The 26,418-nt window shown below is 66.6% G+C and carries 31 protein-coding genes and 1 other RNA gene; 12 read left to right on the plus strand and 20 right to left on the minus strand.

What is annotated here, in order from left to right:
* Positions 1-8 precede the first annotated feature (8 nt).
* The 3 genes from DDZ14_RS03500 (at position 9) to DDZ14_RS03510 (ending at position 1,533) form a co-directional block, all read left to right on the plus strand.
* Positions 9-224 carry a DUF1127 domain-containing protein gene (locus DDZ14_RS03500; protein ID WP_109423553.1) on the plus strand — a complete coding sequence of 72 codons (216 nt, stop codon included), beginning with the start codon at positions 9-11 and terminating at the stop codon, positions 222-224.
* A 114-nt stretch (positions 225-338) separates the two neighbouring features.
* Positions 339-1,061, plus strand: a complete 723-nt coding sequence (locus tag DDZ14_RS03505) for a Bax inhibitor-1/YccA family protein (protein WP_109423554.1) — start codon at positions 339-341, stop codon at positions 1,059-1,061.
* Between the two features lie 70 nt (positions 1,062-1,131).
* A complete protein-coding gene (locus DDZ14_RS03510) occupies positions 1,132-1,533 on the plus strand; it encodes an MAPEG family protein (RefSeq protein WP_109423555.1) in 402 nt (133 codons plus the stop codon).
* Positions 1,534-1,549: 16 nt separating this feature from the next.
* Here DDZ14_RS03510 and DDZ14_RS03515 read toward each other — a convergent pair whose 3' ends face one another.
* Together DDZ14_RS03515 and rpmG are read right to left on the minus strand one after the other, a co-directional pair.
* Positions 1,550-2,056, minus strand: a complete 507-nt coding sequence (locus DDZ14_RS03515; RefSeq protein WP_109423696.1) for a GNAT family N-acetyltransferase — start codon at positions 2,054-2,056, stop codon at positions 1,550-1,552.
* Positions 2,057-2,146: 90 nt separating this feature from the next.
* Positions 2,147-2,314, minus strand: coding sequence for a 50S ribosomal protein L33 (gene rpmG, locus DDZ14_RS03520; RefSeq protein ID WP_008330537.1), 168 nt, complete (start codon positions 2,312-2,314; stop codon positions 2,147-2,149).
* 200 nt (positions 2,315-2,514) lie between these two features.
* Between rpmG and ggt the strand changes: the two genes are divergently transcribed.
* Positions 2,515-4,305 (plus strand): gamma-glutamyltransferase, encoded by a 1,791-nt coding sequence (gene ggt, locus DDZ14_RS03525; protein WP_109423556.1) that lies wholly within the window; start codon positions 2,515-2,517, stop codon positions 4,303-4,305.
* Positions 4,306-4,382: 77 nt separating this feature from the next.
* On the opposite strand, the gene rnpB is transcribed toward ggt, so the two are convergent.
* The 6 genes from rnpB to DDZ14_RS03555 all read right to left on the minus strand — a co-directional run bounded on the left by rnpB (position 4,383) and on the right by DDZ14_RS03555 (position 8,559).
* Positions 4,383-4,780: RNase P RNA component class A (rnpB, locus tag DDZ14_RS03530), an RNA gene on the minus strand.
* Between the two features lie 11 nt (positions 4,781-4,791).
* Complete coding sequence (locus tag DDZ14_RS03535; RefSeq protein ID WP_233252463.1) at positions 4,792-5,490, minus strand: N-acetylmuramoyl-L-alanine amidase; 699 nt, start codon at positions 5,488-5,490, stop codon at positions 4,792-4,794.
* A 19-nt stretch (positions 5,491-5,509) separates the two neighbouring features.
* Positions 5,510-6,136, minus strand: coding sequence for a hypothetical protein (locus DDZ14_RS03540; RefSeq protein ID WP_109423558.1), 627 nt, complete (start codon positions 6,134-6,136; stop codon positions 5,510-5,512).
* Positions 6,137-6,165: 29 nt separating this feature from the next.
* Positions 6,166-7,656: an Asp-tRNA(Asn)/Glu-tRNA(Gln) amidotransferase subunit GatA gene (gene gatA, locus DDZ14_RS03545; protein ID WP_109423559.1), complete on the minus strand. Its 1,491-nt coding sequence runs from the start codon at positions 7,654-7,656 to the stop codon at positions 6,166-6,168.
* Positions 7,656-7,943: an Asp-tRNA(Asn)/Glu-tRNA(Gln) amidotransferase subunit GatC gene (gatC, locus tag DDZ14_RS03550; RefSeq protein ID WP_109423560.1), complete on the minus strand. Its 288-nt coding sequence runs from the start codon at positions 7,941-7,943 to the stop codon at positions 7,656-7,658. The genes gatA and gatC overlap by 1 nt, the downstream gene beginning before the upstream one ends.
* A gap of 157 nt (positions 7,944-8,100) precedes the next feature.
* Positions 8,101-8,559 carry a nucleoside deaminase gene (locus DDZ14_RS03555; RefSeq protein WP_199221276.1) on the minus strand — a complete coding sequence of 153 codons (459 nt, stop codon included), beginning with the start codon at positions 8,557-8,559 and terminating at the stop codon, positions 8,101-8,103.
* Between the two features lie 82 nt (positions 8,560-8,641).
* Here DDZ14_RS03555 and DDZ14_RS03560 point away from each other — a divergent pair, with 82 nt between their 5' ends.
* The 7 genes from DDZ14_RS03560 (at position 8,642) to DDZ14_RS03585 (ending at position 15,798) form a co-directional block, all read left to right on the plus strand.
* Positions 8,642-9,427: a pseudouridine synthase gene (locus DDZ14_RS03560; RefSeq protein WP_109423562.1), complete on the plus strand. Its 786-nt coding sequence runs from the start codon at positions 8,642-8,644 to the stop codon at positions 9,425-9,427.
* Positions 9,428-9,674: 247 nt separating this feature from the next.
* Positions 9,675-10,562 (plus strand): 5-bromo-4-chloroindolyl phosphate hydrolysis family protein, encoded by an 888-nt coding sequence (locus DDZ14_RS03565; RefSeq protein ID WP_109423563.1) that lies wholly within the window; start codon positions 9,675-9,677, stop codon positions 10,560-10,562.
* A 21-nt stretch (positions 10,563-10,583) separates the two neighbouring features.
* A complete protein-coding gene (locus tag DDZ14_RS03570) occupies positions 10,584-11,777 on the plus strand; it encodes a toxic anion resistance protein (RefSeq protein ID WP_109423564.1) in 1,194 nt (397 codons plus the stop codon).
* Between the two features lie 89 nt (positions 11,778-11,866).
* The gene (locus DDZ14_RS03575) at positions 11,867-12,733 is read left to right on the plus strand and encodes a DUF2927 domain-containing protein (protein WP_369914457.1); all 867 of its coding nucleotides are present in this window, start codon (positions 11,867-11,869) and stop codon (positions 12,731-12,733) included.
* 9 nt (positions 12,734-12,742) lie between these two features.
* Positions 12,743-13,540: a hypothetical protein gene (locus DDZ14_RS19310; protein ID WP_146193076.1), complete on the plus strand. Its 798-nt coding sequence runs from the start codon at positions 12,743-12,745 to the stop codon at positions 13,538-13,540.
* Positions 13,540-14,646: an SPFH domain-containing protein gene (locus tag DDZ14_RS03580; protein ID WP_109423566.1), complete on the plus strand. Its 1,107-nt coding sequence runs from the start codon at positions 13,540-13,542 to the stop codon at positions 14,644-14,646. The genes DDZ14_RS19310 and DDZ14_RS03580 overlap by 1 nt, the downstream gene beginning before the upstream one ends.
* Before the next feature lie 42 nt (positions 14,647-14,688).
* A complete protein-coding gene (locus DDZ14_RS03585; protein ID WP_109423567.1) occupies positions 14,689-15,798 on the plus strand; it encodes a primosomal protein N' (replication factor Y) - superfamily II helicase in 1,110 nt (369 codons plus the stop codon).
* Between the two features lie 33 nt (positions 15,799-15,831).
* On the opposite strand, the gene DDZ14_RS03590 is transcribed toward DDZ14_RS03585, so the two are convergent.
* Positions 15,832-16,248 (minus strand): Hsp20/alpha crystallin family protein, encoded by a 417-nt coding sequence (locus DDZ14_RS03590; RefSeq protein WP_109423568.1) that lies wholly within the window; start codon positions 16,246-16,248, stop codon positions 15,832-15,834.
* A 131-nt stretch (positions 16,249-16,379) separates the two neighbouring features.
* Here DDZ14_RS03590 and dtd point away from each other — a divergent pair, with 131 nt between their 5' ends.
* Entirely contained in the window at positions 16,380-16,817 is a 438-nt protein-coding gene (dtd, locus tag DDZ14_RS03595) for a D-aminoacyl-tRNA deacylase (RefSeq protein ID WP_109423569.1), read from the plus strand.
* Positions 16,818-16,980: 163 nt separating this feature from the next.
* On the opposite strand, the gene DDZ14_RS03600 is transcribed toward dtd, so the two are convergent.
* The 11 genes from DDZ14_RS03600 to dctP form a co-directional block, all read right to left on the minus strand.
* Positions 16,981-17,742 (minus strand): ABC transporter permease, encoded by a 762-nt coding sequence (locus DDZ14_RS03600; protein ID WP_109423570.1) that lies wholly within the window; start codon positions 17,740-17,742, stop codon positions 16,981-16,983.
* Positions 17,739-18,671, minus strand: coding sequence for an ABC transporter ATP-binding protein (locus tag DDZ14_RS03605; RefSeq protein WP_109423571.1), 933 nt, complete (start codon positions 18,669-18,671; stop codon positions 17,739-17,741). Before DDZ14_RS03605 ends, DDZ14_RS03600 begins: the two co-directional genes overlap by 4 nt.
* A 46-nt stretch (positions 18,672-18,717) precedes the next feature.
* Positions 18,718-19,224 carry a peptide-methionine (S)-S-oxide reductase MsrA gene (gene msrA / locus DDZ14_RS03610; RefSeq protein WP_109423572.1) on the minus strand — a complete coding sequence of 169 codons (507 nt, stop codon included), beginning with the start codon at positions 19,222-19,224 and terminating at the stop codon, positions 18,718-18,720.
* Entirely contained in the window at positions 19,221-19,670 is a 450-nt protein-coding gene (msrB, locus tag DDZ14_RS03615) for a peptide-methionine (R)-S-oxide reductase MsrB (protein WP_109423573.1), read from the minus strand. The genes msrA and msrB overlap by 4 nt, the downstream gene beginning before the upstream one ends.
* A 70-nt stretch (positions 19,671-19,740) precedes the next feature.
* On the minus strand, positions 19,741-20,922 hold the full coding sequence (doeA, locus tag DDZ14_RS03620) for an ectoine hydrolase DoeA (RefSeq protein WP_109423574.1): 1,182 nt from the start codon (positions 20,920-20,922) through the stop codon (positions 19,741-19,743).
* A gap of 23 nt (positions 20,923-20,945) precedes the next feature.
* Positions 20,946-21,938, minus strand: coding sequence for an ectoine utilization protein EutC (eutC, locus tag DDZ14_RS03625; RefSeq protein ID WP_109423575.1), 993 nt, complete (start codon positions 21,936-21,938; stop codon positions 20,946-20,948).
* A gap of 90 nt (positions 21,939-22,028) precedes the next feature.
* The gene (locus DDZ14_RS03630; RefSeq protein ID WP_109423576.1) at positions 22,029-22,814 is read right to left on the minus strand and encodes an aspartate/glutamate racemase family protein; all 786 of its coding nucleotides are present in this window, start codon (positions 22,812-22,814) and stop codon (positions 22,029-22,031) included.
* Positions 22,815-22,859: 45 nt separating this feature from the next.
* The gene (locus DDZ14_RS03635; RefSeq protein WP_109423577.1) at positions 22,860-23,303 is read right to left on the minus strand and encodes a universal stress protein; all 444 of its coding nucleotides are present in this window, start codon (positions 23,301-23,303) and stop codon (positions 22,860-22,862) included.
* Between the two features lie 16 nt (positions 23,304-23,319).
* Positions 23,320-24,606, minus strand: coding sequence for a TRAP transporter large permease (locus DDZ14_RS03640; protein ID WP_109423578.1), 1,287 nt, complete (start codon positions 24,604-24,606; stop codon positions 23,320-23,322).
* 13 nt (positions 24,607-24,619) lie between these two features.
* On the minus strand, positions 24,620-25,270 hold the full coding sequence (locus tag DDZ14_RS03645) for a TRAP transporter small permease (RefSeq protein WP_109423579.1): 651 nt from the start codon (positions 25,268-25,270) through the stop codon (positions 24,620-24,622).
* An 89-nt stretch (positions 25,271-25,359) separates the two neighbouring features.
* Positions 25,360-26,376 (minus strand): TRAP transporter substrate-binding protein DctP, encoded by a 1,017-nt coding sequence (dctP, locus tag DDZ14_RS03650; RefSeq protein WP_109423580.1) that lies wholly within the window; start codon positions 26,374-26,376, stop codon positions 25,360-25,362.
* Between the last annotated feature and the right edge of the window lie 42 nt (positions 26,377-26,418).

A 26,418-nucleotide genomic window follows, 5' to 3' on the forward strand; every position in this document is an offset into this window, starting at 1 on the left:
AGAGAGCCATGACCACACGCATCCGCACCGCCGTCAATCCGGGCCGGGTTCGCCGCATCTCCCTGCCTGGCCTCATCCTGCGGGTCTTCAGGCAGCACAGGGAACGCCGCAAACTCGCCCGTCTCGATGACCACATGCTCGACGATATCGGGGTGAACCGCGCCGAGGCCCTGCGCGAGGCGCGTCGTCCGATCTGGGACGTGCCGGAGAATTGGCTGAAATAGCCGGGATAACGGCAGGGAATGCTTGAAAACCTGCGCGACTGCGCCAATATGCCTATCCGAAGGTAACCGCCCATCCGGGCGGTTGCCGCAGGATCAGACAAGGAGAGTGCAGACATGGCCGAGTTCGAGACCATCCGGCAGACAGGTGCCGGTGCCCGGACGACCCAGATCGACGAAGGGCTTCGCGCCCATATGAACAAGGTCTACGGGCTGATGTCCGTGGCGATGCTCATCACCGGCGGCGTGGCTTTCGTGGTGGGCAACAACGATGCGCTGCTGGCACAGATCTTCGGCACCCCGCTGAAATGGCTGGTGATGTTCGCACCGCTGATCGTGGTCTTTGGTTTCAGTGCCATGATCAACCGTCTCTCCGTGGGCGCCGCGCAGGCGGTGTTCTGGCTCTTCTCCGCGCTGATGGGCCTGTCGATCAGCTATATCTTCGCGGTCTTCACGGGCATTTCCATCGCCCAGACCTTCCTCGTGACGGCGATCGCCTTCGCGGGGCTCAGCCTGTGGGGCTACACCACGAAGAAGGATATCTCCGGCTGGGGCTCGTTCCTGATCATGGGTGTGATCGGCCTGATCGTCGCGATGATCGTCAACATCTTCCTGCAATCCGAGGCGGTGATGTTCGCGGTCTCCGCGCTTGGCGTCCTGATCTTCGCCGGTCTGACTGCCTATGACACACAGTCGATCAAGAACGAATACATCCAGCATGCCGCGCATGGCGACCAGGTCTGGCTCGGCAAGTCGGCGATCATGGGGGCCCTGCGCCTCTATCTCGACTTCCTGAACATGTTCATGTTCCTGTTGCAATTCATGGGCGGGCGCGAGTAACACCCGCCGACATCCCGCTTCCGAGGGCCGGTCCCCGCGACCGGCCCTTTTCTTTGCAAAGGACGACCACATGGATACGATCCCGGCCCTGCCCGTGAGTTCCGCCGCCGCGCTGGCGAATGGCGCGCTCTATCTGCTGCTGACCATGTCGGTCATCCTCTACCGCCGGTCCGAGAAGATCGTGCTGGGCGATGGCGGCGACCGGGTGATGCTCAAGCGCATCCGCGGGCAGGCCAACGCGGCCGAGCAGATCCCCGTCTTCCTGATTGTGCTGGCGCTGGCCGAGGCCGCCGGCGCGCCCGGCACGCTGCTGGCCCCGGTCGCCGCCGCCTTCACGCTGGGGCGGGTATCCCATGCCGCCTATTTCGCGCAGTCCGGTCTGCACTGGCGGTTCCGCTTCTACGGAATGCTCGTCACGGTGCTGGCGCAGGGCGTCGCGCTGCTGGCGCTGGCCACCGCACTGCTGGGCTGAGGCGTCGCGCACGGGCCTAGAGCGCGCGCTGCATCCGCACCGCGGGAAAGTCGATGCCGGGGCGTAGCCGCACGGTGATCTCGCCCAGCGTCTCCAGCCCCATTGCGGCGTAGAATGGCACCGCCATCAGCGTCGACTGGCATTCCAGCCGCTCCGCCCCGGCCCGACGCGCCGCCGCCACGGCCGCCGCCATCAGCATCCGACCGACACCGCGGCGCAGCGCCGCCGGGTCGGTCGCCACATGCCGGACATGCGCGGTGCTTCCGTCGGCGCGCCCGCCCTGCGGGGCGGCGAAGCTCCATCCGCCCGCCCCCAGCACGGCGCCACCTGCATCGGCCACCAGGTAATAGGTACCCGAGGCGACGAGCGCGGGATTGGCCCGCGCGATGATGGGCAGCGCGGTGACCAGCACCGAGGGCGGGTAGTCGGCCTTCAGCAGCGCCGGGTAGCTGCGCGCCAGCAGCCCGTCGATGGCGGGCAGGTCTGTCGGAAGGGCTGTGCGAAGTATCAGGGTCCGGGGCATCCGGGCCTCCATTGCGAAGCGAACGTGAAAACGAAAAGGGCCGCGCTGATCCCAGCGCGGCCCGATGTCTGTCCCGTGAAGGGGGAAGGCTTACTTGATCTTGCCTTCCTTGTACTCGACATGCTTCCGCGCAACCGGGTCGTACTTGCGTACGGTCATCTTCTCGGTCATCGTGCGTGCGTTTTTCTTGGTCACGTAGAAGTGGCCGGTATCTGCCGTCGAGTTCAGGCGGATCTTGATCGTGGTGGGTTTGGCCATCTCTGAGCTCCAGTCGAACGGGGCAGCGCGGGCCGCCCGTGAAATCCTTGAAGCCCGCCTTTTACCTGCGCGCGCGGCCCTGTCAACCGCAAAGGCCCGATGGCGCCGCGATATTGTGACCCCGCCGCCCCGCCGGGGGCTTTACCGGCCCGACCCTGCATGACAGGTTTGGCGCAGGTTCAACTGCCGGAAGACGGGCCATGATCCGCACGACCCTCGGCCTCTGCGCCCTCCTGACGGCCCTCGCGCTGCCGCTCTTCGCCCAGCAGGCCGCCGATGCCGTCGCCCCCGAGGGCCCGTCCGAGCTGGCGCAGAGCGCGCAGCACCCGCAGACCCAGGCCGCGCTGGAGGCCAAGCAAGCGGGCCGCCCGGTGCGTGCGCACGACTGGATGGTCGCGGCCGCGCATCCGCTGGCCGCCGAGGCCGGGGCCGAGGTGCTGGCCCGTGGCGGCAGCGCGGCCGACGCGATGGTCGCAGTCCAGGCCGTGCTGGGGCTGGTGGAGCCGCAATCCTCGGGCCTGGGCGGCGGGGCGTTCCTGGTCTGGTACGACGCGGCGACGGGCGCGCTGACCACGCTGGACGGGCGCGAGACCGCGCCGCTCGATGCGACGCCGCGGCTCTTCCAGGACGAAAACGGCGCGCCGATGGAATTCTTCGACGCGGTGATCGGCGGCCGCTCGGTCGGCACGCCGGGAACGCCCGCGCTGCTGGAGGAGGCCCACCGCCGCTGGGGCAGGGCCAACTGGGCCGGACTCTTCGACGCCGCGATCGGACTGGCCGAGGACGGCTTCGAGGTCTCGCCGCGTCTCGCGGCGATGGTGGCCGGCGACATGCTGAACCTGATGAAAAGCGAAACCGCCCGGCCCTATTTCCTGCCCGGCGGCGTGCGGCCGACACCCGGCCATCGGCTGCGCAACCCCGCCTATGCGGCCACGCTGCGCGCCATCGCGCGCGACGGGGCGCGGGCCTTCTATACCGGCGCCATCGCGCGCGACATCGTGGCCACGGTCCAGGGCGCGTCGGACAATCCCGGCACGCTCTCGATGACCGATCTGGCGCTCTACCGGGTGCGCGAACGCCCGCCGGTCTGCGCGCCCTATCGCGGCCGGCAGGTCTGCGGCATGGGGCCGCCCTCCTCCGGGGCGCTGACGCTGGGCCAGATCCTGGGTCTCGTGGAGCCCTTCGATCTCGCCGCGCTCGGGCCCCGGTCGGCCGAGGCTTGGCGGCTCATCGGCGACGCCTCGCGCCTGGCCTTCGCCGATCGCGGCCGCTACATGGCCGACAGCGATTTCGTAGCGGTTCCGGTGAAGGGACTGATCGCGCCGGACTACCTGCGAGACCGGGCGGCGCTCCTGCGCGGAACGCGCGCGCTGGACGAGGCAGCGCCTGGAGAACCCGAATTCGACCACGCGCTCCGGCGCGCCGACGACATCGCGATCGAGTTGCCCTCCACCAGCCATATCTCCATCGTCGACAGCTATGGCAACGCGCTGGCCATGACAACGACCATCGAGAACGGCTTCGGCTCGCGGCTGATGACCAACGGCTTCCTGCTCAATAACGAGTTGACGGATTTCTCCTTCGCCACCCATTCCGGCGGCCGGCCCATCGCCAATGCGCTTGCCCCCGGCAAGCGGCCGCGCTCGTCGATGTCGCCCACCATCGTGATGGAGGACGGCGCGCCGGTCCTGGTGCTGGGCTCGCCCGGCGGCAGCCGGATCATCGGCTATGTCGCGCAGGCCCTCATCGCGCATCTCGACTGGGGCATGGACGTGCAGCAGGCGGTGGCGATGCCGCATCTTTTGAACCGGTTCGGCGCTTTCGAGATCGAGGCCGGCAGCAGCGCGATGGCTCTCCAGACCCCGCTGGAGGCGCTCGGCTTCGAAACCGGCCTCACCCCGCTCGTCTCCGGCCTCCACGCCATCGCGATCGGCGACGATCTGCAAGGTGGCGCCGATCCGCGCCGCGAAGGCGTGGCGCTGGGGCGCTGACCGCGCCCATTCTTTTTGCCGAAAACATCCCCGCCGGAGGCACCCGCCCTCGCGGGCGGCGCTTCCGCCGGATCGGTGCGCGCGGATGGCCTGTAAGCCGGATCCTGTCCGGGCGCCGCTTGCGCCGCGCCCTGGATGGCCATTCATCTGGCCCCGGCGTCGCCGCCGGGGTCTAGCTGCCAACCCGGACCTCTGGGCCGAAGCCGCCCTGCCCCGGATCGCTCCGGGACGCGAGGCCCCTATTCGGCATTGCTCCCGGTGGGGCTTGCCGTGCCGGTCCGGTTGCCCGTCCCGCGGTGGGCTCTTACCCCACCGTTTCACTGTCACCCCGGCCGAAGCCGGGGCCACCTGTTTTCTGTGGCGCTTTCCCTCGGGTTTCCCCGGCCGGGCGTTACCCGGCACCGTTGCTTCATGGAGTCCGGACTTTCCTCGCATTCCGGACGAATCCGGGACACGTGGCCATCCGGCCATCCGCGCCCTGCCCATCTAGGGGCTGGCCGAGTTCCGGTCAAGCGCAACCGGCCAGCGCGCCGCCAGGTCGGCCAGCCGTTCCATGTCCTCAATCGCCAGCGGGCCGCGCGCCGCGGGGCGGAAGCGCTGGCGGAAGGCCGCCAGAACCGCCGCCTCGGCCGTCACGTCGCCCGCCGTCCAGACATAGCCCGCGCGCCGCGCCAGCGCGGCAAAGGACGCGCCGGCCGCATCGCGCGCGCCGGGCCAGACCGAAAGCCCCTGGCAGGCCAGCCGCCGCCAGTCGAATTTCGGCCCCGGATCGCTTTTGCGCCCCGGCGCCACGTCGGAATGCCCGATGACGCGCTCAGGCACGATCCCCCAGCGCGCGACTACGCCCGCCAGCAGCGCCTCCAGCGCGGTCATCTGCGGCGCCGGGAAGGGCGCGCCCCCCGGATTGGCCAGTTCGATCCCGATGGAGCGCGAATTCACGTCGCTGACCTCGCCCCAGGCCCCGGCGCCAGCATGCCAGGCGCGGTCTTCCTCGGCCACCAGGTGCAGGACCGTCCCGCTCTCCGAGACAAGATAGTGGCAGGAAACCTCCGTCGCCGGATCGCAGAGCCGCGCCAGGGCTGCCCCGGTGCTGGGCATCGCGGTGTAATGGAGTACCACCATGTCCGGCCGCGCGCCTCCGCGTCGCGGACCGAAATTGGGCGAGGGATGCGCCAGCGGCTCCATCACGGCCCCGGCGCGCCGGTCATTCGACCATCTGGCGGAACACCTCGGGCGACCAGTCGCAGGCGAAGCCGTCGCCATCCGGATCGAGCCCCAGCCGGTCATTGCGCGGCCCGCCCGCATCCAGGAATGCCTGCTGCGCATCGTTGGGTGTGCCGTAGCGCGCGCAGCGCCGCTTGGTCGAAAGCCCGCCGAAGGGGCTGCGATTGTATTTCTTCTCGCCCACCGAATGCACGGTGGAGAGCGCGAACTGCGCCACGTTGACCTTGCTGTCGCGTTCCGGCAGGGGCTTGGGCTTGGCGAATTCGTACTGTTCGCGCTGGGCGCGTATCTTGGCCGCGTCGGACTCGATCGTCTCGCGCTCCGAGACGACCTCGAAGCTCTGGCTGCGCGAAATGCCCGGATTGTCGGTGTCGATCGCCACCTGCTGTTCCTGCGGGGCGGTGCCGGGGGGGTGCGTCTCGGGCGCCTCGTCCGAGATCACCGGCCCGTCAGGCACCGGCTGGCCACGCAGTTCGGCCTCGCGCGCGCGTTCCGCCTCGAGATAGCTGTCGTAGTCGCCGAAGCCCACGCCCTGGCCGCTTTCGGGAACCGTGGGCGCACAGGCCGCCAGAGCACATAATCCGATGACGGGGAGAAAGATCCGCATGGCTGCCTCGCCTCTTGTTTTTCTGTTACCTACCACCATTTCGCCGGTTTGGAAACAAAGCCCGCCGCCTGCTCCAGCACCTGCGCGGTGTTCAGCAGACCGGCCTCGTCCCAGGGCCGGCCGATCAGCTGCAGCCCCAGCGGAAGGCCGCTCGCATCCGTTCCTGCGGGAACCGAAATGCCCGGCAGCCCGGCCAGGTTCACCGTCACGGTGAAGACATCGTTGAGATACATCTGCACCGGATCGGCATCCGCCATGTCGCCGATCCCGAACGCTGCCGAGGGGGTGGATGGGGTCAGAATGGCATCGACACCCGTAGCGAAGGCTTCCTCGAAATCGCGCTTGATGAGTGTGCGGACCCGCTGCGCGCGGCGGTAATAGGCGTCGTAGAAACCCGCGGACAGGACATAGGTTCCGATCATCACCCGGCGCTGCACCTCCGGGCCGAAGCCCTGGGCGCGGGTGCGCTCGTACATTTCGGTGATCCCGTCGCCCTTTTCGAGCTTCGCGCGGAAACCGTAGCGCACCCCATCATAGCGCGCCAGGTTCGAGGACGCCTCGGCGGGCGCGATCACGTAATAGGCGGGCAGCGCGTATCTGGTATGCGGCAGCGAGATATCGACGGTCTTCGCGCCCGCGTCGCGCAGCATCTCGGCGCCTTCGGACCAGAGCTTGTCGATCTCCGCGGGCATCCCGTCCATCCGGTATTCGCGGGGCAACCCGATGGTCTTGCCGCGGATATCACCGGCCAGCGCGGCCTCGAAATCCGGCACCGCCATGTCGGCCGAGGTGCTGTCCTTCGGATCGTGCCCGGCCATCGCACCGAACATGATCGCCGCGTCGCGCACCGTCTTGGTCATCGGCCCGGCCTGGTCGAGCGACGACGCGAAGGCCACGATCCCCCAGCGCGAGCAGCGCCCGTAGGTGGGTTTCAGCCCGACGATCCCGGTAAAGGCGGCGGGCTGGCGGATCGACCCGCCGGTATCCGTTCCAGTTGCCGCGAGGCAGAGATCGGCCGCCACCGCCGAAGCGGACCCGCCCGAGGAACCGCCCGGCGTCAGATCCTTGTTGGAGCCCTCCGCGCGCCACGGATTGACGACCGGCCCGTAGGTCGAGGTCTCGTTGGACGAGCCCATCGCGAACTCGTCCATGTTGAGCTTGCCCAGCATGACCGCGCCGGCGTCGTGCAGCTTCTGGGTGACGGTGGATTCGTATTCCGGCCTGAACCCGTCGAGGATGCGCGACGCCGCCTGGCTGGCCACGCCGCGGGTGCAGAAGAGATCCTTGATGCCGATCGGGATACCACACATCGCCGGTGCGTCTGCGTCGGTCCTGAGCCGGTCGTCGGCCTGTTCGGCACGGTGGCGCGCGATCTCGGCCGTGGTCACCGAAAAGGCGTTGAGTGCGCCCGCTGCCTCGATCTCGGCCAGGCAGGCTTCGGTCAGCTCGACCGCGCTCACGTCGCCCGCGCGCAGCCGGTCGCGGGCCTCGGCGATGGTCAGTGTCGTCAACTCGCCCATCACTCGACCACCTTCGGCACGGCATAGAAGCCCTCGCGCGCGTCGGGCGCGTTCGACAGAACCTTGTCGGGATAGCCGCCGTCCGTCACCTCGTCGCGGCGGCGTTTGAGCCGCATCGGCGTGACCGATGTCATCGGCTCCACACCCTCCACATCGACTTCGTTGAGCTGCTCCATGAAGGTCAGGATGTTCGACAGCTCACCTGCGAGCTGCGGCAGGTCCGCCTCGGCGACCTCGATCCGGGCCAATTTCGCCACCCGGCGGGCGGTCTCGGTATCAATCGACATGGGCTCCGTCCTGATCTTGCATCCGACGCTCCGTTTAGCGCCCGCTCCCGCCCACTGCAAGCATGTGGCGGCGGCAGGTTCCGATCAATCAGGCGGGCATCGCGAACTTCCGGCCGGCCCGCCGCCAAGCCCGGAACCCGGATGGCGCCGCTCCGGTTCACCCGTCGCGCAACCCCTCGAAGAAACGCTTGAGCAGGTCTTCGGCCTCCGCCGCGCCGATCCCGTCATAAACCTGCGGCTTGTGGTGGCATTGCGGGTGGCTGAAGATGCGCGGGCCCTGCGCGACACCGCCCGACTTGGGATCGGCCGCGCCGTAGAGCAGCCGCTCGATCCGCGCCGCCGCGATTGCCGCGGCGCACATCGGGCAGGGTTCCAGCGTGACATAGAGCGCGTGCCCCGGCAGGCGCGGGCTGCCCGCCGCCTTGCAGGCCGCCCGCAGCGCCAGGATCTCGGCATGCGCGGTGGGGTCGGCCAGTTCCTCGCACCTGTTGCCCGCGGCCGCCACGATCTTGCCTGCGGGCGAGACAACGACCGCGCCCACAGGCACCTCGCCGCGCGCGGCTGCGGCGCGGGCTTCAGCCAGGGCGGCGTCCATATGGCTCTGAAACGGGCTCATCGGACCCTTCTGGCAAGCCGCGCCCCGGCGGGCAAGCCATGTTTCGCTTGGCCCGGCCGCAATCGCGAGCTAGAGGGGGCGCATGAGCGACGAGGCGGAAAAGGGCGAGCGCATCGCCAAGGTGCTGGCGCGGGCGGGTGTGGCGTCCCGCCGCGGGGCGGAAGCCGCGATCGCCGCGGGCCGCGTGGCCGTCAACGGCAGGACCATCGAGAGCCCCGCGCTCAACGTGACCGGGTCGGACCGGATCACCGTCGATGGCAAGCCGCTCGCCGCGCCCGCGCCGCCGCGCCTTTGGCGCTATCACAAGCCCACCGGGCTGGTCACGACGGCGCATGACGAGAGGGGCCGCGAGACGGTCTTTGATACCCTGCCAGCCGACCTGCCGCGGGTCATGCCCGTGGGCCGGCTCGACCTGAATTCCGAGGGCCTCCTGCTGCTCACCAACGATGGCGGCATCAAGCGTCGGCTCGAACTGCCCTCCACCGGCTGGCTGCGCAAGTACCGGGTGCGCGTCAGGGGCGCGCCGGACGACGCGATGCTGGAGCCACTGCGCAAGGGCCTGACCGCCGATGGCGAGCGCTTCCATCCGATGATCGTGAGTATCGACCGGCAGCAGGGCGCGAACGCCTGGCTGACGGTGGGTCTGCGCGAGGGCAAGAACCGCGAGATCCGCCGCGCGATGGAAGCCGTGGGCCTGACCGTGAATCGGCTGATCCGCGTTTCCTACGGGCCGTTCCAGCTTGGGGAACTTGCCCCCGGCGCAGTGGAGGAGGTGCGCCCCCGCGTCCTGCGCGAGCAACTCGGGCTGGAGCCTGCAAAACCCACGCCGGCCAAGCCCGCCCCCGCGCGCCGCAAACGCCGGCGCTGAGCGCCGCGAAACAGCGCTGGCCAACCCGCCACGACCTCCGCGTAAAGCACTGATCTGGCAATCACTTGCGCAGCCGGGTTTCGCGGCTGGCAAGGCCATGCTGCATCGCGTATAAACGGGTGAGTTCATTCGGCGCCGATTGCCAGGGGGCAGACATGACCGCCACATCCTTGCAGAAGATCGCCTATGCGGTGCTTCTGGTCCTGATCGTCGCCGTGGCGTCGGGCCTGCTCGGAGCCGGTCCCTGATGGCGCAGCGCTATGGCGGCCAGTTCAGCCCCGGCGCGGAGCGCGCCGAGGAATCTGCCCCGGCGCGGCCCCTGAAAGGCCAGCGCGTGCCGCGTGCGGGCGCGCGGGTCAACCTGCTCTTTCTCGCCCCGCTGCCGTTGCTCTTCACCGCCTTCGGTGCCGGTCCTGCGGGCATGGCCGTCGATCTGGCGGCCTTCGGGACGCTGGTCCTGGCAGCCTGGCTCCTGCGCGAAGGACTGAGGGCCGAGGATGTCTATGACGCGCGCAAGGTTGCGCGGCGGCCCGCCATTCCGCGCAAGATCTTCGCCTCGGTGCTGACCGGCGCGGGAATATTCCTTGCCGCCTGGCAGACCGGCGGTGCGGTGATCGGCCCCGCGATCTATGCCCTGATCGGCGCGGGGCTGCATCTGCTTTCATTCGGGATCGACCCGCTGCGGAACAAGGGCATGGACGGGTTCGACGCCCATGCCGGCGACCGGGTGGCGCGCGCCGTGGACGAGGCCGAGGCGCATTTGCGCGCCATGCGCACCGCCATTGCCGGCCTCGGGGACCGCGCGCTGGAGGACCGGGTGGAGCGTTTCCAGGCCACCGCGCGCGACATGTTCCGCACCGTCGAGCAGGACCCCCGCGACCTGACCGCCGCGCGGCGCTATCTCGGCGTCTACCTGATCGGTGCGCGGGACGCGGCGCAGAAACTCTCGGAGTTGCGCGCCCGCAACCCCGCGCCCGAGGACCGCGCCGATTTCGTCGCGCTGCTGGACGATCTGGAAGCGAATTTCCAGACTCGCACCAAAGCGCTGATGGCTGATAATCGCACCGATTTCGAAGTCGAGATCGAGGTGCTGCGCGAACGGCTTGCGCGCGAAGGCGTCCGCCCCCAGAAATGAATGCAGTGATGGAGCACGTACATGTCTGACACCGTTCGCCAGAAGGCCGAAGCCGAGCTTCGCGAGGTCGAGGCGCTGAGTGCCGCCATATTGCCGGAGCCGGGCACCGAGATCGTGCCGCTAGAGAAGGCAGAGGCACCCGCTGCCGCGGAAATCCGCAAACGCATGGATGAGATCGACATGGGCGACACGAATTCCATCGTTGCCTTCGGCAGCCGTGCCCAAGCGGAATTGCAGCAGATCAGCCAGGCGATGCTGGCCGATGTGCGCAACAAGGATGTCGGCCCCGCCGGCGACTCGCTGCGCGAGATGGTGGGCACGCTGAGAGGCTTCTCGGTCGACGAGTTGGACCCCAACCGCAAGCTTTCCTGGTGGGAGCGGCTCCTGGGCAAGGCCAAACCGATCCACGAACTGATGGCCCGCTATGAGACCGTGCAGCGCCAGATCGACCGCATCACCGATAACCTGCTGGGCCATGAGCACATGCTGCTCAAGGACATCAAGTCGCTCGACAAGCTCTACGAGAAGACGCTCGATTTCTACGACGAACTTGCGCTCTATATTGCCGCGGGCGAGGCCAAGCTGGGCGAGTTGGACGCCAGCCTAATCCCCGCCAAGGCCCAGGAAGCCGAGGACGCCCCGGAAAACGAAGGCGTCATCAAGGCGCAGGAATTGCGCGACCTGCGCGCCGCCCGCGACGATCTGGAGCGCCGGGTCCACGACCTGAAACTGACCCGTCAGGTCACGATGCAATCGCTGCCCTCGATCCGGCTGGTCCAGGAAAACGACAAGAGCCTGGTGACCAAGATCAACTCGACACTGGTCAACACGGTCCCGCTCTGGGAAACGCAACTCGCACAGGCGCTGACGATCCAGCGTTCCGCCGACGCGGCCAAGGCGGTGCGCGAGGCCACCGACCTGACCAACGAATTGCTGACCGCGAACTCCAGGAACCTCAAGGAGGCCAATCGCACCGTCCGCGAGGAGATGGAGCGCGGCGTCTTCGACATCGAGGCCGTGAAACAGGCCAATGCCGACCTGATCGCCACGATCGAGGAAAGCCTGGCCATCGCGGATGAAGGAAAGGCCAAGCGCGCCGCGGCTGAGGAAGAGCTCAGGAAGATGGAGGGTGAGTTGCGCGAAACCCTGTCGGCCGCCAAGGCCAGAGACAGCGCCGCGGGCTACAGTTCCGGCACCAGCGTTCCGCCTGCATGACGGTTTTCGTGACCCGACGCAAACCGGAGATTCTTCGACGCGGCGCGCTGGCGCTGACCCTTGGTCTGGCGCTGGCGGCCTGCGACCCGATGGGGCCGGTCGCGATAGAGCCGGCGGAACCCCGCCTCGACGCGGGCGAGCCGTCGGAGGAAAGCCGCCGGCTGGCGGCCTATTATGGCGGCGTCCAGGCGCGGCTTCTGTCGCAGGGGCTCCTGCGCCGCGACGGTGGCGGGCCGGATACCTATTTCTCCACCCGCAATCTGGTGGAGAATTTCGAACGCATCGCGCTTTACGACGAATACGCGCTGCAATCGGGGACATTCGTGCAGCGCCAGACCCCAAGCCGGCTGCGGCGCTGGGAAGTGCCGATCCGCATGCGGCTGGTCTTCGGGCCTTCGGTCACCGACGAACAGCGCGCCCGCGACCGCCGCAATGTCGAAACCTACAACGCGCGCATTGCCCGGCTGACGGGCCACCGCATCGGCCTGACCGAAGGGCCCGCGAATTTCATCGTGCTCTTCCTCAACCGTGACGAGCAGCGGACCATCGGCCCGCGGCTGGAGGAACTCGTGCCGCGCATCAGCCCGACCGTCGTCAACGAGATCACTCACAGTCCGCGCAGCACCTTCTGCGCCGCCTACGCGCTGTCGGAGCGCAAGAGCAACCACGCCTACACCGCCGCCGTCGTGCTGGTGAAGGCGGAGCATCCGGATCTGCTGCGCCTCTCCTGCATCCACGAGGAGATCGCGCAGGCAATGGGGCTGGCCAATGACAGCCCCGTGGCGCGCCCCTCGATCTTCAACGACGACGAGGAATTCGCCCTGCTGACCGAGCATGACGAATTGCTCCTGCAAATCCTCTATGACCGGCGCCTGCGGCTGGGCATGACCCCCGCCGAGGCCCGCCCTATCGTAAGCACGATCGCGGCGGAGTTGATGGGCGAGGGGGCGAGTTAGGAAATATCAATGACCGGTAAGGGAAAATTTCTTCGAAAAACTGAAACCAAATCAAAGCATTCAGTTTTATCTGAAGGTCGGTTTGCTCTTGGCGTGGTTGTTGGCCTTGTGCTCTGCCTGGCAAGTTACCTGTCCATACATTTTCTTGAAATCGAGGTAACGAAGAACGAGTTTTTAAATGCGGCGCCTGCGTTCCTGGCCTTGGCAGTCGCACTCGTATCGCTTCTGATCTCTTATAACGCGCTTTTTGAACAGAGACGAATTCGACAAGCCGGAACTGACCCTGTTATTTTGGTTCATCTAGGCAAACGATCCGACGCGCCCATGATGATCACCTTTGAAGTAAGCAACGTCGGCGCAGGTGCAGCATTGAATGTAACTCTATCTTTTGACAAGAATGATGATGATTTTGACGAGAGTCGGGTTACCACAAATCTTCGCAACCTTACGCACCCGATTCGAGTCATAAAGCAAAACCAATCTGTTCAATACAATTTTGGCGTAGGACATCGCCTTTTAGGTGATGAGCCAATAAGACCATTCCATATTTCTGTTAAATATCAAGATATCGAGGAGAATTGGTACTCTTCGACTCAAATAATTGATGTAAGAGAGCTTCACCATCAGATGGCGCATTCACCACCAATGGCTGTCATCGCAAAATCTCTTGAGAGGCTCTCAAAGGATTTAACGAGAGCGACAGAGGGCGGTCAGCTGCGAGTACTTGCCAAAAGCACCGCGCAGCATGAGAAAGAAATGGAAGAGATGCTCTCAAGAATACATGAGAAAAAGGAAGGGGACGCGTGATGGGCATTTTCGATTTCCTGAGTGGCGAGTTCATCGACGTCATCCACTGGGTGGACGACAGCCGCGACACGCTGGTCTGGCGGTTCGAGCGCGAGGGCCACGAGATCAAGTACGGTGCCAAGCTGACGGTGCGCGAGGGCCAGGCCGCGGTCTTCGTGCATGAAGGCCAGTTGGCGGATGTCTTCACCCCCGGTCTCTACATGCTGGAGACCAACAACATGCCGGTGCTGACTACGCTCCAGCACTGGGATCACGGCTTCCGCTCGCCCTTCAAGTCCGAGATCTACTTCATCAACACCACTCGGTTCGCCAATCTCAAATGGGGTACCAAGAACCCGATCATGCTGCGCGATCCGGAATTCGGCCCGACGCGCATCCGCGCCTATGGCACCTACGCGGTGCGCGTCGTCGATCCGGCGCGGTTCCTGGTCGAGATCGTGGGCACCGACGGCGAGTTCACCATGGACGAGATCAGCTTCCAGATCCGCAACATCATCGTGCAGGAGTTTTCCCGCGCCGTTGCGCGCTCGGGCATCCCGGTGCTCGACATGGCCGCCAACACCGCCGATCTGGGCCGCGTGATTGCCGAGGAGATCGCGCCGACGCTCAAGGAATATGGACTGGCGATCCCGGAGCTTTACATCGAGAACATCTCGCTGCCGCCGGCGGTCGAGAAGGCACTCGACAAGCGCACCTCGATGGGGCTGGTGGGCGATCTGGACCGTTTCACGCAGTATTCCACCGCCGAGGCGATGACCTCCGCTGCCGAGAACCCCTCAGGCGGGGGCGGCATGGGCGCGGGGCTGGGCGCAGGTCTGGGCATGGCGATGGCCGGGCAGATGGCGGCGCGCCAGGGCCCATGGGGCGCCACCCCGCCGCCGCCTCCACCGCCTGTGGAGCATGTCTGGCACATCGCCGAGAACGGCGCGACGCATGGCCCCTATTCCAAGGCCGCGCTGGGGCGCATGGCCGTCGAGGGCAAGCTCGGCCGCGACAGCCTGGTCTGGACGCCCGGACAGGACGGCTGGCAGCGTGCCGAGGACGTGGCGGAACTGGCGCAGCTTTTCACCGTGATGCCGCCGCCCCCGCCGCCGCCCGCTGCCTGAGAGCCGCCGCGCGCCCCTTCCGCCGCCCGAGAGCCGCCCGCGATGCCCCCGACCCAGCCCCCAGTACCGGAGCATATCCACCGCTTTCCCTGCGACGCCTGCGGCGCGGATATGCGCTACGATCCGGCGGGGCGTCGGATGCTCTGCGACCATTGCGGCAACGAGACCCCGATCGACGGCGCGGGCCGCAGCACGCAGGCGATCCGGGAACTCGACTTCCGCGCGGCGCTGGAGGCCCGCCTGCCCGAGGCTGAGATGGCCGAGGCGCGCATCGTCCATTGCACCAATTGCGGGGCGGATGTGGAATTCGACGCCGACCTGCACGCCGCCAAATGCCCGTTCTGCGCCAGCCCGGTCGTCACCGATACCGGGCGCAGCCGCCAGATCAAGCCACGCGCGCTGGTCCCCTTCGCGCTGGACGAGCCCGCCGCGCGCAAGGCGATGACCGGCTGGTTGGGCCGGCTCTGGTTTGCGCCCGACGGCCTCAAGGAGTACGCGCGCAAGGGCCGGCGGATGCAGGGCATCTACGTGCCCTTCTGGACCTATGACGCCGACACGGCCTCGCACTATCGGGGCGAACGCGGCACGGTCTATTACGAGACCCGCACGGTGATGCGCGACGGCAAGCGCGCCGAGGTCCGGGTGGCGCGGGTAAGCTGGACGCCGGTCGCGGGGCGGGTGGCGCGGGCTTTCGACGACGTGCTGGTGCTGGCCGCGGCGTCGCTGCCCCGGCGCCACACCGACGCGCTCGCGCCCTGGGATCTCTCGGGGCTGGAGCCCTACACACCCGCCTACCTGGCCGGGTTCCGCGCTGAGAGCTACACCGTGACGCTGGAAGACGGCTTCGCGCAGGCCCGTGCGGTCATGGACCGCACCATCGAGCGCGACGTGAAATTCGACATTGGCGGCGACCGGCAGCGCGTCCACGCCATCGACACCGAGATCGCCGATGTCACCTTCAAGCATATCCTGCTGCCGGTCTGGCTGGCCGCCTACAAGTTCCGCGGCAAGACCTACCGGTTCGTCGTCAACGGGCAGACCGGAAAGGTCTCGGGCGAACGGCCCTGGTCGGCCTGGAAGATTGCCCTGGCGGTGACGCTGGGCCTGATCGCCGCCGCCGTGGCGGGCTATTTCGCCGCGCAGGGCCAGTGACGGGGGCGGGACCGCCGCCCCCGTCGCGCGGGCCTATTTCTTCGCGATCTCCACCTTGCGGGTGCTTTCCCCGCCCGCTGCTTTTCTTGGCACGGTGATGACCAACACGCCGTCCTTCATGTCGGCGGACACTTTCGCAGCGTCGGCATCCGGCGGCAGGCGGAAGGACCGGCTGAAGGCGCCATACTGACGCTCGGAGAAATACCAGGTCTCGCCCTTCTCCTCGCGGCTGGTGCGTTTCTCGCCCTTCAGCGCCAGCACGCCCTCATCCACCGAAAGCTCCACATCGTCGGCGTCCACGCCTGGCAATTCGACCGAGATCGTGTAAGCGTCATCGCCCGATGACGCCTCGCTCGCCGGGGCGATCCAGTCGGCGACGCGGCTGCCGAACTGGCGGAACGGTTCGTAGATCGACGGCCAGAAGCCGCTGGTATGGGACTGTTCAACCATTGTGCAACTCCCTTGCAGTGTAACGAGAATGTCCCGACCCTAGCGGCGGGCGGCCGCGCTGGCATTGACTTGCATCAAAGGCTCCTGTCCGGTCTGACCGGAAGGACACGGAAGAGTGGGAGATCGCAGCGATGAGAGCCCTGATACAACGCGTCAGCGAGGCCGGGGTCAGCGTGGATGGCGAGAACCTTGGCCGAATCGGGCCGGGGCTTCTGATCCTGGTCTGCGCGATGGCGGGCGACACAGGGGCCGAAGCCGAAAAGCTCGCCGCCAAGGTGGCGCGGCTGCGCATCTTCCGCGACGACGAAGGCCGGATGAACCGCTCGCTTCTCGATACCGAGGGCGCGGCGCTGGTCGTCAGCCAGTTCACGCTGGCCGCCGACACCGCGCGTGGGAACCGGCCGGGGTTCTCCGCCGCCGCCCCGCCCGCCGAGGGCGAGCGGCTCTATCTGGACTTCGCAGAACACTTGCGCGGCTTGGGTGTCGAGGTCGCCACCGGACGCTTCGGGGCCGATATGGCGGTACGGCTGGTCAATGACGGCCCGGTGACGATCTGGCTGGAGGTCTGAAAGCACGAGAACCCGAACCGAACTGCGGACCTTGGCAGGTTCGGAGACGCGCTACGGGGGCACCAGACCGCGGTCTGGAATTTGCGCGGTGGCCCGCGGCCTTGCTCCCGCGCGGAGCTATCTCCATTCAGGGCAGTACGGTGCAGATCGAAGGACGGCCACTTTAGCTGCGCAGCCGCCAGCCGGTTCGGAAAATCCACCACACCACGCCCATGCAGAGCGTCAGGAAGGCCAGGATCGCGCCCAGGCTCACCGCCACGCCCACATCGCCGATGCCAAAGAAGCTCCAGCGGAATCCGGAGATCAGATACACCACGGGGTTGAAGAGCGTGATCGTCTGCCAGACCGGCGGCAGCATGGAGATCGAATAGAAGCTGCCGCCCAGGAAGACCAGCGGCGTGACCACAAGAAGCGGCACAAGCTGCAACTGTTCGAAATTGCCGGCCCAGATCCCCAGAATGAAGCCGAAGAGGCTGAAGCTCACGCAGGTCAGGACCAGGAAGGCCAGCATCGCCACGGGATGCGCGATCTGGAGCGGCACGAAGAAACCGGCCGTGGCCAGGATGATCAGCCCGATCATCAGCGATTTCGTGGCCGCCGCGCCGACATAGCCGATCACGATCTCCAGGAACGAGACCGGGGCGGAGAGAAGCTCGTAGATCGTGCCCAGGAATTTCGGGAAATAGATCCCGAAGGAAGCGTTGGCGATGCTCTGGGTCATCACCGTCAGCATGATCAGGCCGGGGACGATGAAACTGCCGTATCCGATGCCCTCCACCTCGTCTATGCGTGAGCCAATGGCCGCGCCGAAGACGACGAAATAGAGCGAGGTGGATATGACGGGGGAGATCACGCTCTGCGCGATGGTGCGCTTGGTGCGCGCCATCTCGAAACGGTAGATCGCCAGGATCGCAAGCCAGTTCATGCCTCGGCGTTCTCCCGCAACAGATCGACGAAAATCTCCTCCAGGCTGCTCTGCCGGGTTTGCACGTCGTTGAGCACCAGCCCCGTATCGGCCAGGTCGGTCAGCAGCCTCGTGATGCCGGTGCGCGCCGCGGCGGTGTCGTAGCTGTAGACCAGCACCTGCCCGTCTTCCTCGCATTCCAGCCCGTAGGGGGCGAGCGCGGCGGGAAGCTCGCCCACGGGCTCCTGCAGTTCCAGCCGCATCTCCCGCTTGCCCATCCGGCGCATCAGCGCGTTCTTCTCCTCCACCAGAAGCACCCTTCCGCCGGTGATGACGCCGACACGGTCGGCCATCGCCTCGGCCTCCTCGATGTAATGGGTGGTCAGCAGGATGGTGACGCCGGCGGCCTTGAGTTCGCGCACCATCTGCCACATCTCGCGGCGCAGTTCCACATCGACGCCCGCCGTGGGTTCGTCGAGAAACAGGATATCCGGGTCGTGCGCCAGCGCCTTGGCGATCAGCACGCGCCGCTTCATCCCGCCCGAGAGCGTCATGATCTGCGCGTCGCGCTTGTCCCAGAGCGACAATTGCCGCAGCACCGCCTCGATCCGTGCCGGGTCGCCGGGCCGCCCGAAGACCCCGCGTGAGAACCGCACCGAATTGATGACCTTCTCGAAGGGTTCCAGCGCCACCTCCTGCGGCACCAGCCCGATCAGCCGGCGCGCCTCCCGGTAATCCGTCACGACATCGTGGCCGCCGACCGTCACCCGCCCCGCGCTTGGCGTCACCAGACCGCAGATGATGGAAATCAGGGTCGTCTTGCCCGCGCCGTTGGGTCCGAGCAGCGCGAGGATCTCGCCCTTCTCGATCTCCAGGCACACGTCTTCCAGCGCGCTGACGCCGCCCGCATAGCGCTTGCCCAGTCCCTCGACCGAAATGATCGCCGCCATCGGACCTCCCTGCCCCGTCTTCCGTCAGCCCGTGCGGCCCGGCCGCCTATTCCGCCGCATCGCGGCGCGGCAGCACCCAGTCGGGGCGCGGGAAATGGCAGGTATAACCGTTGGGAATGCGCTCCAGGTAACGCTGATGCTCCGGCTCGGCCTCCCAGAAATCGCCCGCCGGCTCGACCTCCGTCACGACCTTGCCGGGCCAGAGGCCGGACGCCTCCACATCCGCGATCGTGTCGAGCGCGGTCTGCCTCTGTGCGTCGTCCACGTAATAGATGGCCGAGCGGTAGGACATCCCCACATCGTTTCCCTGCCGGTTCGGCGTGGTGGGGTCGTGGATCTGGAAGAAAAACTCCAGCAGCCGCCGATAGCTGATCTTCGCGGGATCGAAGACGATCTCGATCCCCTCGGAATGGGTGCCGTGGTTGCGATAGGTCGCGTTGGGCACGTCGCCTCCGGTATAACCCACACGTGTGGATATCACCCCATCGAGTCTGCGGATCAGATCCTGCATGCCCCAGAAGCATCCGCCTGCCAGAACTGCCCGTTCGGTCATGTCACGTCCTCCACTTGGTCCAGGTAATCGCCATAGCCCTCGGCCTCCATGTCGTCGCGATGAATGAACCGCAGCGCCGCCGAATTGATGCAGTAACGCAGACCGCCCCTGTCTCGCGGCCCGTCCGGAAACACATGCCCCAGATGGCTGTCGCCATGCGCCGAGCGCACCTCGGTGCGGACCATGCCGTGACTGGTGTCGCGCAGTTCGCGGAGATGTGCCTTCACTATGGGTTTGGTGAAACTCGGCCAGCCGCAGCCCGACTCGAACTTGTCGCTGGAGGCGAAGAGCGGCTCGCCCGAGACCACATCGACATAGATGCCCGGCGCCTTGTTGCCGAGCAGGGCGCCGCTGCCCGGCGCCTCGGTCCCGTTCTGCTGGGTGACGCGGTATTGTTCGGGCGTCAGGGCGGCGACGGCCTCGTCTGTCCTGCGGAATGTCGTCATCGGCTCCTCCCATGACTGCCGTGGGATGAAGATGGGGCCTTGCGGACCGGATGTCCAACCCCGGCGGTCGTCAGTCCTTGACGAAGAGCTTGCGCGGCGTGTCGCAGAGCATCTCGACCCCGGTTTCGGTGATCAGGATCGGCTCGGTGATCTCCAGCCCGCCATCGTCGAGCCAGAGCGCAGGCATGAAATGGAAGGTCATGCCGGGCTCGAGCACTGTCCGGTCGCCGCGCCGGAAGGAGATTGTCCGCTCGCCCCAGTCCGGCGGGTAGCTCAACCCGATCGCATAGCCGCAGCGGCTGTCCTTCTCGAAGCCCAGCCGGTTGAGCGTCGCGTTGAAGGCGTTGGCTATGTCTTCGGCATGTTTGCCGGGTCGGGCCTCGTCCAGCCCGGCGGCGACCGCTTCCAGAACGGCCTTTTCCGCGTCGAGGTATTTTTGCGGCGGCGCGCCGAAGAAGAGCGTGCGCGACTGCGTGGCGTGATAGCGACGATGGACGCCCGCCAGTTCGAAGAAGGTGCATTCGCCCGCCTTCAGCGGCTTGTCGTCCCAGGTCAGGTGTGGCGCGGTCGCGTCCAGCCCCGAGGGCGCCATCGGCACGATCGCCGGATAGTCGCCCCAGGCATCGCCCACCCCGCGGATCGCGGTGCGGTAGATCTCGGCCACCAGGTCGTTCTTGCGCATCCCCGGCTCGGCGATCTCGACGATCCGGGCATGCATCGCCTCGACGATGCGCGCGGCGCTGCGCATATAGCCGATCTCGGCCTCCGACTTGACCGCGCGCTGCCAGTTTACCAGCCCGGTCGTGTCCAGAATCTCCGCCTCCGGCAGCCCGTCCACCAGCGCGGCATGGGCGGCGGCGGAGTAATAGTAGTTGTCGCGCTCCACGCCCACGCGGCCGGTGCCCCAGCCACGCTCCTGCATCAGGGCGGCGAGCGTTTCCATCGGGTGTTTGGAGGGGTTCTGCACATAGGTGTCGTCATAGCCCGCCACATTGGCGTGATCCATGAAGACGGTCAGCTTCGCGCCCACCGCATCCATCGCCCGGCCCCACCAGACGGGTTCGCCTTCCAGACCCAGGACCACCGCCTGATGGACATAGAAGGACCAGCCGTCATAGCCGGTGAGCCAGGCCATGTTCGAGGGGTCGGAGACGACGATCGCGTCGACGCCGCGCGCTTCCATCGCGCTGCGGGTGCGGGCAATCCGGTCGGCATATTCGGCGCGGGTGAAATGCAGGGGGGGCGTTGCCATGCGGCCTGATCCTTCCTTGGCTGTCAGTTCTTGAAAACGCTTCCGGCGCCCGCGTCCTGCGCGCGCCGGAAGGCAAAGGTGGCGATGGCCGTGTCCTGCACGCCGGTGCCGGTCAGATCGGCGATGGTGATCGCCTGTGCCGAGCCGCGACCGGGCGCGGTGCCGTTGACGATTTCACCCAGTTCGGCAAACTTGCGGTCCTCACGCACCAACCCCGCCCCGATCGCGGCGCGCAACTCGCCCATGACGGCGGTCTGCGCCTGCCGGTCGGGCACGTAAAGATCCGCGCGCGCCAGGCAGGCCGGATCGAGTTCGTTCTTTCTGTGCTGGTCGGAGCCCATCGCGGTCACGTGCTGGCCCGGCTCCAGCCAATCGGCGCTTAGGATCGGCGTGGTCGCGGGCGTGGTCGTCACGATCACATCGGCGCCCGCGACGGCCTTCACGGGCTCGGCCTCGGGCACCACTTCGATGCCGAGTTCCCGCGCCATCCCGGCCGCAGCGGTCTCCGCCTTGGCCGGGTCGCGCGCCCAGATTACCGCGCGGCGGATCGGGCGCACGAGCGTCAGCGCCTTGAGTTGCAGCATGGCCTGCGTGCCCGCGCCCATGATGCAAGCCGTGGCCGCGTCCTCGCGCGCCAGGTGCCGTGCCGCGACGGCGCCCGCCGCGGCGGTGCGCACATCGGTCAGATAGCCATTGTCCAGCAGCAGCGCGTTCAGCATCCCGGTCGTGGCGGAAAACAGGATCATCAGCCCCGAGGTGGAGGGCAGTCCGATCTTCGGGTTGTCAAAGAAACCCGGTGACATCTTGATGGCGAAGCTCTCCAGGCCCGGCATGTAGGCGGTCTTCACATCGACCTCGCCGTTATGCTCCTCGATCGCCATCGACAGGATCGGCGGCATCTCCACGCCGCCGCGCGCCAGCGCCGCAAAGGCATCCTGCACGCAGTCGATCGCTTCCGGATCGAGCCGCACGGCCCGGCGCAACTCCGCCTCGGTCAGGATCGTGATGTCAGGCATTCTCTGAACTCCGTCTTGTCTGGTCCCGCCGACCGTGTGCGGCGATTCCGGTTTCGCGATAGTGCCGCGGCCGGCCGAAAGCGCAAGCCATCATCGGGCGGCGGATTCGGCCGGCGCGGCCTGAAAGAGCCGCCCGCCCGCCGCCGGCCTGTGGCCGCCAAAACCGCCGGCCCGCGCCAGCGCCCAGGCGCCGGCCTGGTTGGAGGTCAGGACCGGCTTGCCGATGGCCGCCTCGATGCGCGGGACGAGCGCCGCCGCGGGCAGCGCCGTGCAGGAGATGAAAAGTGCCTCCGCCTCCGGGCAATCGACTGCCTGCGCCGCGGCGAGGATCGCCTCGGGCGCGACCCGCGCGATGTCGCGGTCATCGGCCAGGCCCATGCAATGCGTGCGCCGCACGTCGAGACCCTGCGCGCTGAAATAGGCCGCCATCGGCGCTGTCGTCTCGGGCAGGTAGGGGGTCAGCAGCGCGACCCGCCCCACGCCCAGCGCCTTGAAACCTGCGCTGGCCGCGCCGGTTGGCGTGACGACCGGCACGCCGGGGCGCGCGGCCTGCACCGCCTCCCGCACATAGTCGTCGCCCATCGCCACCGAGGCCGCGGTGCAGGCGTAGTAGATCGCCCTGAGTGCCGCGCCCGGCACCAGCAGATCGGCCGCACCCGTCAGCCGCGGCGCCATGCGCGCCAGGTTCGCGGGCGTGGTGGGGTTCTCGAAGGCCACCCGCGAGACATGAAGCGCCGCGCCCGGCGGCAGCAGAAGCGCCATGTCGCCCTCCGTCGTCAGGTCGGTGGAGAGTGCCACCAACCCGAACCGCGCCACATCCCCGGCCGGCCGCAACGCGATCTCGACCGGCGACGCCTCGACATTTTCGTCAGTCATTTCCCGAACTTTCCGAACCGCGGCGGGCGGCCCCGCCGCTCCCCGTCAGACCACCAGCACCGGGCACTCGGCCAGCCCCGTGACCTTGTGCGAGACGCTGCCCAGAAGATAGCCCTCGATCGAGCCCAGGCCACGGCTGCCCAGCACGATCAGATCGACCTCGTGCTCGCGAGCGAAGGCTACTATGGAGCGCGCGGGCGGGCCGTTCTTGACGAAGGCCCGGACTTTCTTGGCACCGGACTTCTTCGCATGGGCCTTGCCGGATTCCGCGATCTCCTTGGCGTGGTCGCGCAGTGCGTCGTCAATGTTATTCGGTTCGGACGCACGCACCATCGAGAAGGACGCCTCGAGCTGGCCGTGATGCCGGAAAACCGTCAGGATCAGCAACTCGGCCTTGCCGCCGGTGGCGGACTGAAGCTGCAAAGCCATGTCGAGCGCCGCCTCCGCCCCCTTGGAGCCATCGACGGGAACCAGAATCCTCTTGAACATTGTCACGTCCCCCCGGTTATTTCGCGAATGCCAGATCACGCAGGAAGAGCGCGATTTGCGGGAAGTAGATCATCGCCACAGCGACGCCCAGCAGGATGACGATGAAGGGCGGCGTACCGCGTATCACCTCCATATAAGGTCGCTTGAAGACCGCGATGGCCGTGAAGATGTCGCACCCGAAGGGTGGCGTCGCGGATCCGATGGCCACCTGCAGCGTGATGATCACGCCCACCAGCACCGGGTCCAGCCCGACGGCTTCCACGACCGGCGCGAAGATCGGCACCATCACCAGGATCACCACGATCGGGTCCACGAACATGCAGCCGATGAAGAAGGCAATCGAGATCACGAAGAGGACTCCGATCGGTCCCATCTCGTCGATCCCGATGGCACCCAGGATTTCCTGCGGCACCTGCGCAAAAGAGATCACCCAGGAAAACGCGGCGCCCGCGCCCACCAGGATGAAGACGACAGCGGTGATCAGCCCGGTCGATTTCGCCGTATCGTAGACATCCGGCAGGGTCATCGAGCGGAACACCACGACTTCCAGGATCAGCGCGTAGAGCACACAGGCCGCCGCCGCCTCGGTTGGCGAGAAGATGCCGCCATAGATCCCCCCGATGATGATGATCGGGAAACCCAGCGGCCAGAGCGCGCCGCGCACCGCGCGCAACCGCTCGGCCCAGCTTGCCTTTTCTTCGGTCGGCACGCCGTTGCGCACCGCGTAGATCCAGGAATAAAAGGAAAACAGCACCAGGATCAGCAGCCCCGGCCCGACCCCCGCGATGAAGAGCTCGGAAATCGAGGTGTTCGAGACGACACCATAGATGATCATGCCGATCGAGGGCGGGATCAGGAACGCGATGTCGGAGGCGTTGACGATCAGCGCCAGCACGAAGCTGTCCTTGTAGCCGGCCTTGAGCATCCGCGGGCGCAGCGGCGAACCGATGGCCACGACCGTCGCCTGGGTCGAGCCCGAGACGGCGCCAAACATGGTGCAGGCCGCGGCGGTCGATACCGCAAGCCCGCCCTTCAGGTGGCCCATGAAGCTCATCACCATGTCGATCAGCCGCCCGGCGGACTGGCCGCGCGTCATGATGTCGGCCGCCAGGATGAACAGCGGCACCGCGATGAGCGAGGCCGGCCGGATGCCCGCCATCATCTGCTGCACCATGGTTTCCATCTGACCGAAGCCGTTGAACATGCTGTAGAACCCGATGAAGGCGCCGACGATCAGCGGGATCATCATGGGAAAGCCCAGCAGAAGCAGGACGATCATCGCGGAGAATACGGTAACTGCCATGGTCCTGCCCCTTTCAGATTTCCAGTTCGTCTTCCTCGTACCCCTCCAGCACCGAGGTGGAGAGGTAGATGTCCTTCTCGACGAGGTTCTTGATGGCCGTCAGCGTGTATTGCAGCCCGGTCATGAAGAAGCCCACCGGCACCCAGATCAGGATGATCCAGACCGGGATTTGCAGTGACGGAAGCACCCGGCCGCGCGCAGCCTGCGTCTCGATGAAGGCGATTGAATAATAGCAAAGCCCGAACATGAAGACCGCCGTTACCAGCGCGATGATGATCATCATCGCCTTGCGCATCGTGGCGGGCATCGTGTCGAAAATTGCGGACATCCGGATATGGCGGCCGTGGCGCGCGGCATAACTGATACCGGCGAAGGTGATCAGGATGATCAGGATGCGGTTGAGTTCCTCGGTGAAGAAAATACTGCTCTGGAAGATGAACCGCCCGATGACATTGGCGATGGTGTTGGCCGCCATCAGCAGCACCCCCACCGCCAGCATCACCGACTCGATCCGGCTGATCCAGCTATCGACGAAACCGAAGACGCCAGGAAGGGTGGAGGCGTGGGTATCTCGCGGCGCTTCCTTGCCGCCGGTCGGCCCGGCCCCGGTCTTGTCCGGACGGGTGGCGCCGTCCTGTTCTTCCGCTTTTTCTTCTTCACCCATGCTCACGGTCCCCGTTCTTCGCAAGCGGCCCCGGACCGGCCTGACCGGCCCGGAGCCATTGTCTTTGCGTCATGTCGCGCGGCGAGATTTCACTCGGCGACGGCTTCCAGATCGGCCTTCATCTGCTCGAGGATCTCCTTGCCGCTTTCGCCCGTCATCTCGATGAAGGCGGCCTCGACCTCGGACGCGGTTTCCATGAAGGGCTGGCGCTCTTCTTCGGAGAGGATGTTGATTTCCATCTCCGGCTTGGCTTCCTTGATGTTCGCCAGCGCCTCCTCCTGAAGGCCCGACTGGTAGTCGAGGATGTACTCGAACGCGACATCGGTGGCGTTCTGGATCATCTGCTGCTCGTCCTCGGACAGGCCGTCATAGAAATCCTTGTTGGCCATCACCGCGGTGGTGAAGTTGTTGTGGCCGATGCAGGTGATGACATCCGTCACCTCGTACATCTTGGTGGATTCCAGGAAGAAGCCCGGATTTTCCTGACCCTGAATGATGCCGGTCTGAAGCGCGCCATAGACCTCGCCCCAGGGCAGCGGCGTCGGCGTCGCGCCGAAGGCTTGGTAGCTCTCGACCAGGAGCGGGTTGGTCATCACCCGGAACTTGACCTCGTTGAGGTCGGCCGGGCTGTGAACCGGCTCCTGCGTGGTCATGCAGACCTCGCCCTCGGGGAACATGGTCAGCAGTTCCAATCCCTGCTGGGCGTAAAGTTCGGGGAACATCTCGTTGATCGCCTTGGACGTGCGGAAGAACTCACCAAGCTCCTCGGTGTCCTGCGGCAGCAGGTAAGGCACGAAGAAGACCTGCGCCTCCGGGATCAGCGAGCCGGTGAAGCCGGGGCTCTGATCCACGAACTGAAGGATGCCGGCCTGTGCCTGTTCCATTGTGTCGGCGCTCTCGCCCAGCGTGCCGAAGGGGAAGAGCTGGATCGTGTGATCTGAATTCGCCTCGACCTCCTCCTTGAACTTCTGCGCGAACTTGCCCTGGACCTCGTCCATCGCTTCCTCGAAGGCGTAACGCCAGGTATCGGCCTGCGCCATCATCGCGCTGGCCCCCAGCGCGGCGGCCGCGATCGTACCGAGTAATGCGGTTTTGCGATTAGTCATGGACCATCCTCTCTGTTGCAAACGTCGATTGCCGATTTCCCG

Source organism: Maritimibacter sp. 55A14, assembly GCF_003122205.1.
Classification (GTDB): Bacteria; Pseudomonadota; Alphaproteobacteria; order Rhodobacterales; family Rhodobacteraceae; genus QEYE01.

Coding starts and splice junctions, on each gene's coding strand:
- DDZ14_RS03500 (WP_109423553.1), top strand. CDS start 9: ATGACCACACGCATCCGCACCGCCGTCAATCCGGGCCGGGTTCGCCGC.
- DDZ14_RS03505 (WP_109423554.1), top strand. CDS start 339: ATGGCCGAGTTCGAGACCATCCGGCAGACAGGTGCCGGTGCCCGGACG.
- DDZ14_RS03510 (WP_109423555.1), top strand. CDS start 1,132: ATGGATACGATCCCGGCCCTGCCCGTGAGTTCCGCCGCCGCGCTGGCG.
- DDZ14_RS03515 (WP_109423696.1), bottom strand. CDS start 2,056: ATGCCCCGGACCCTGATACTTCGCACAGCCCTTCCGACAGACCTGCCC.
- rpmG (WP_008330537.1), bottom strand. CDS start 2,314: ATGGCCAAACCCACCACGATCAAGATCCGCCTGAACTCGACGGCAGAT.
- ggt (WP_109423556.1), top strand. CDS start 2,515: ATGATCCGCACGACCCTCGGCCTCTGCGCCCTCCTGACGGCCCTCGCG.
- DDZ14_RS03535 (WP_233252463.1), bottom strand. CDS start 5,490: ATGGAGCCGCTGGCGCATCCCTCGCCCAATTTCGGTCCGCGACGCGGA.
- DDZ14_RS03540 (WP_109423558.1), bottom strand. CDS start 6,136: ATGCGGATCTTTCTCCCCGTCATCGGATTATGTGCTCTGGCGGCCTGT.
- gatA (WP_109423559.1), bottom strand. CDS start 7,656: ATGGGCGAGTTGACGACACTGACCATCGCCGAGGCCCGCGACCGGCTG.
- gatC (WP_109423560.1), bottom strand. CDS start 7,943: ATGTCGATTGATACCGAGACCGCCCGCCGGGTGGCGAAATTGGCCCGG.
- DDZ14_RS03555 (WP_199221276.1), bottom strand. CDS start 8,559: ATGAGCCCGTTTCAGAGCCATATGGACGCCGCCCTGGCTGAAGCCCGC.
- DDZ14_RS03560 (WP_109423562.1), top strand. CDS start 8,642: ATGAGCGACGAGGCGGAAAAGGGCGAGCGCATCGCCAAGGTGCTGGCG.
- DDZ14_RS03565 (WP_109423563.1), top strand. CDS start 9,675: ATGGCGCAGCGCTATGGCGGCCAGTTCAGCCCCGGCGCGGAGCGCGCC.
- DDZ14_RS03570 (WP_109423564.1), top strand. CDS start 10,584: ATGTCTGACACCGTTCGCCAGAAGGCCGAAGCCGAGCTTCGCGAGGTC.
- DDZ14_RS03575 (WP_369914457.1), top strand. CDS start 11,867: ATGGGGCCGGTCGCGATAGAGCCGGCGGAACCCCGCCTCGACGCGGGC.
- DDZ14_RS19310 (WP_146193076.1), top strand. CDS start 12,743: ATGACCGGTAAGGGAAAATTTCTTCGAAAAACTGAAACCAAATCAAAG.
- DDZ14_RS03580 (WP_109423566.1), top strand. CDS start 13,540: ATGGGCATTTTCGATTTCCTGAGTGGCGAGTTCATCGACGTCATCCAC.
- DDZ14_RS03585 (WP_109423567.1), top strand. CDS start 14,689: ATGCCCCCGACCCAGCCCCCAGTACCGGAGCATATCCACCGCTTTCCC.
- DDZ14_RS03590 (WP_109423568.1), bottom strand. CDS start 16,248: ATGGTTGAACAGTCCCATACCAGCGGCTTCTGGCCGTCGATCTACGAA.
- dtd (WP_109423569.1), top strand. CDS start 16,380: ATGAGAGCCCTGATACAACGCGTCAGCGAGGCCGGGGTCAGCGTGGAT.
- DDZ14_RS03600 (WP_109423570.1), bottom strand. CDS start 17,742: ATGAACTGGCTTGCGATCCTGGCGATCTACCGTTTCGAGATGGCGCGC.
- DDZ14_RS03605 (WP_109423571.1), bottom strand. CDS start 18,671: ATGGCGGCGATCATTTCGGTCGAGGGACTGGGCAAGCGCTATGCGGGC.
- msrA (WP_109423572.1), bottom strand. CDS start 19,224: ATGACCGAACGGGCAGTTCTGGCAGGCGGATGCTTCTGGGGCATGCAG.
- msrB (WP_109423573.1), bottom strand. CDS start 19,670: ATGACGACATTCCGCAGGACAGACGAGGCCGTCGCCGCCCTGACGCCC.
- doeA (WP_109423574.1), bottom strand. CDS start 20,922: ATGGCAACGCCCCCCCTGCATTTCACCCGCGCCGAATATGCCGACCGG.
- eutC (WP_109423575.1), bottom strand. CDS start 21,938: ATGCCTGACATCACGATCCTGACCGAGGCGGAGTTGCGCCGGGCCGTG.
- DDZ14_RS03630 (WP_109423576.1), bottom strand. CDS start 22,814: ATGACTGACGAAAATGTCGAGGCGTCGCCGGTCGAGATCGCGTTGCGG.
- DDZ14_RS03635 (WP_109423577.1), bottom strand. CDS start 23,303: ATGTTCAAGAGGATTCTGGTTCCCGTCGATGGCTCCAAGGGGGCGGAG.
- DDZ14_RS03640 (WP_109423578.1), bottom strand. CDS start 24,606: ATGGCAGTTACCGTATTCTCCGCGATGATCGTCCTGCTTCTGCTGGGC.
- DDZ14_RS03645 (WP_109423579.1), bottom strand. CDS start 25,270: ATGGGTGAAGAAGAAAAAGCGGAAGAACAGGACGGCGCCACCCGTCCG.
- dctP (WP_109423580.1), bottom strand. CDS start 26,376: ATGACTAATCGCAAAACCGCATTACTCGGTACGATCGCGGCCGCCGCG.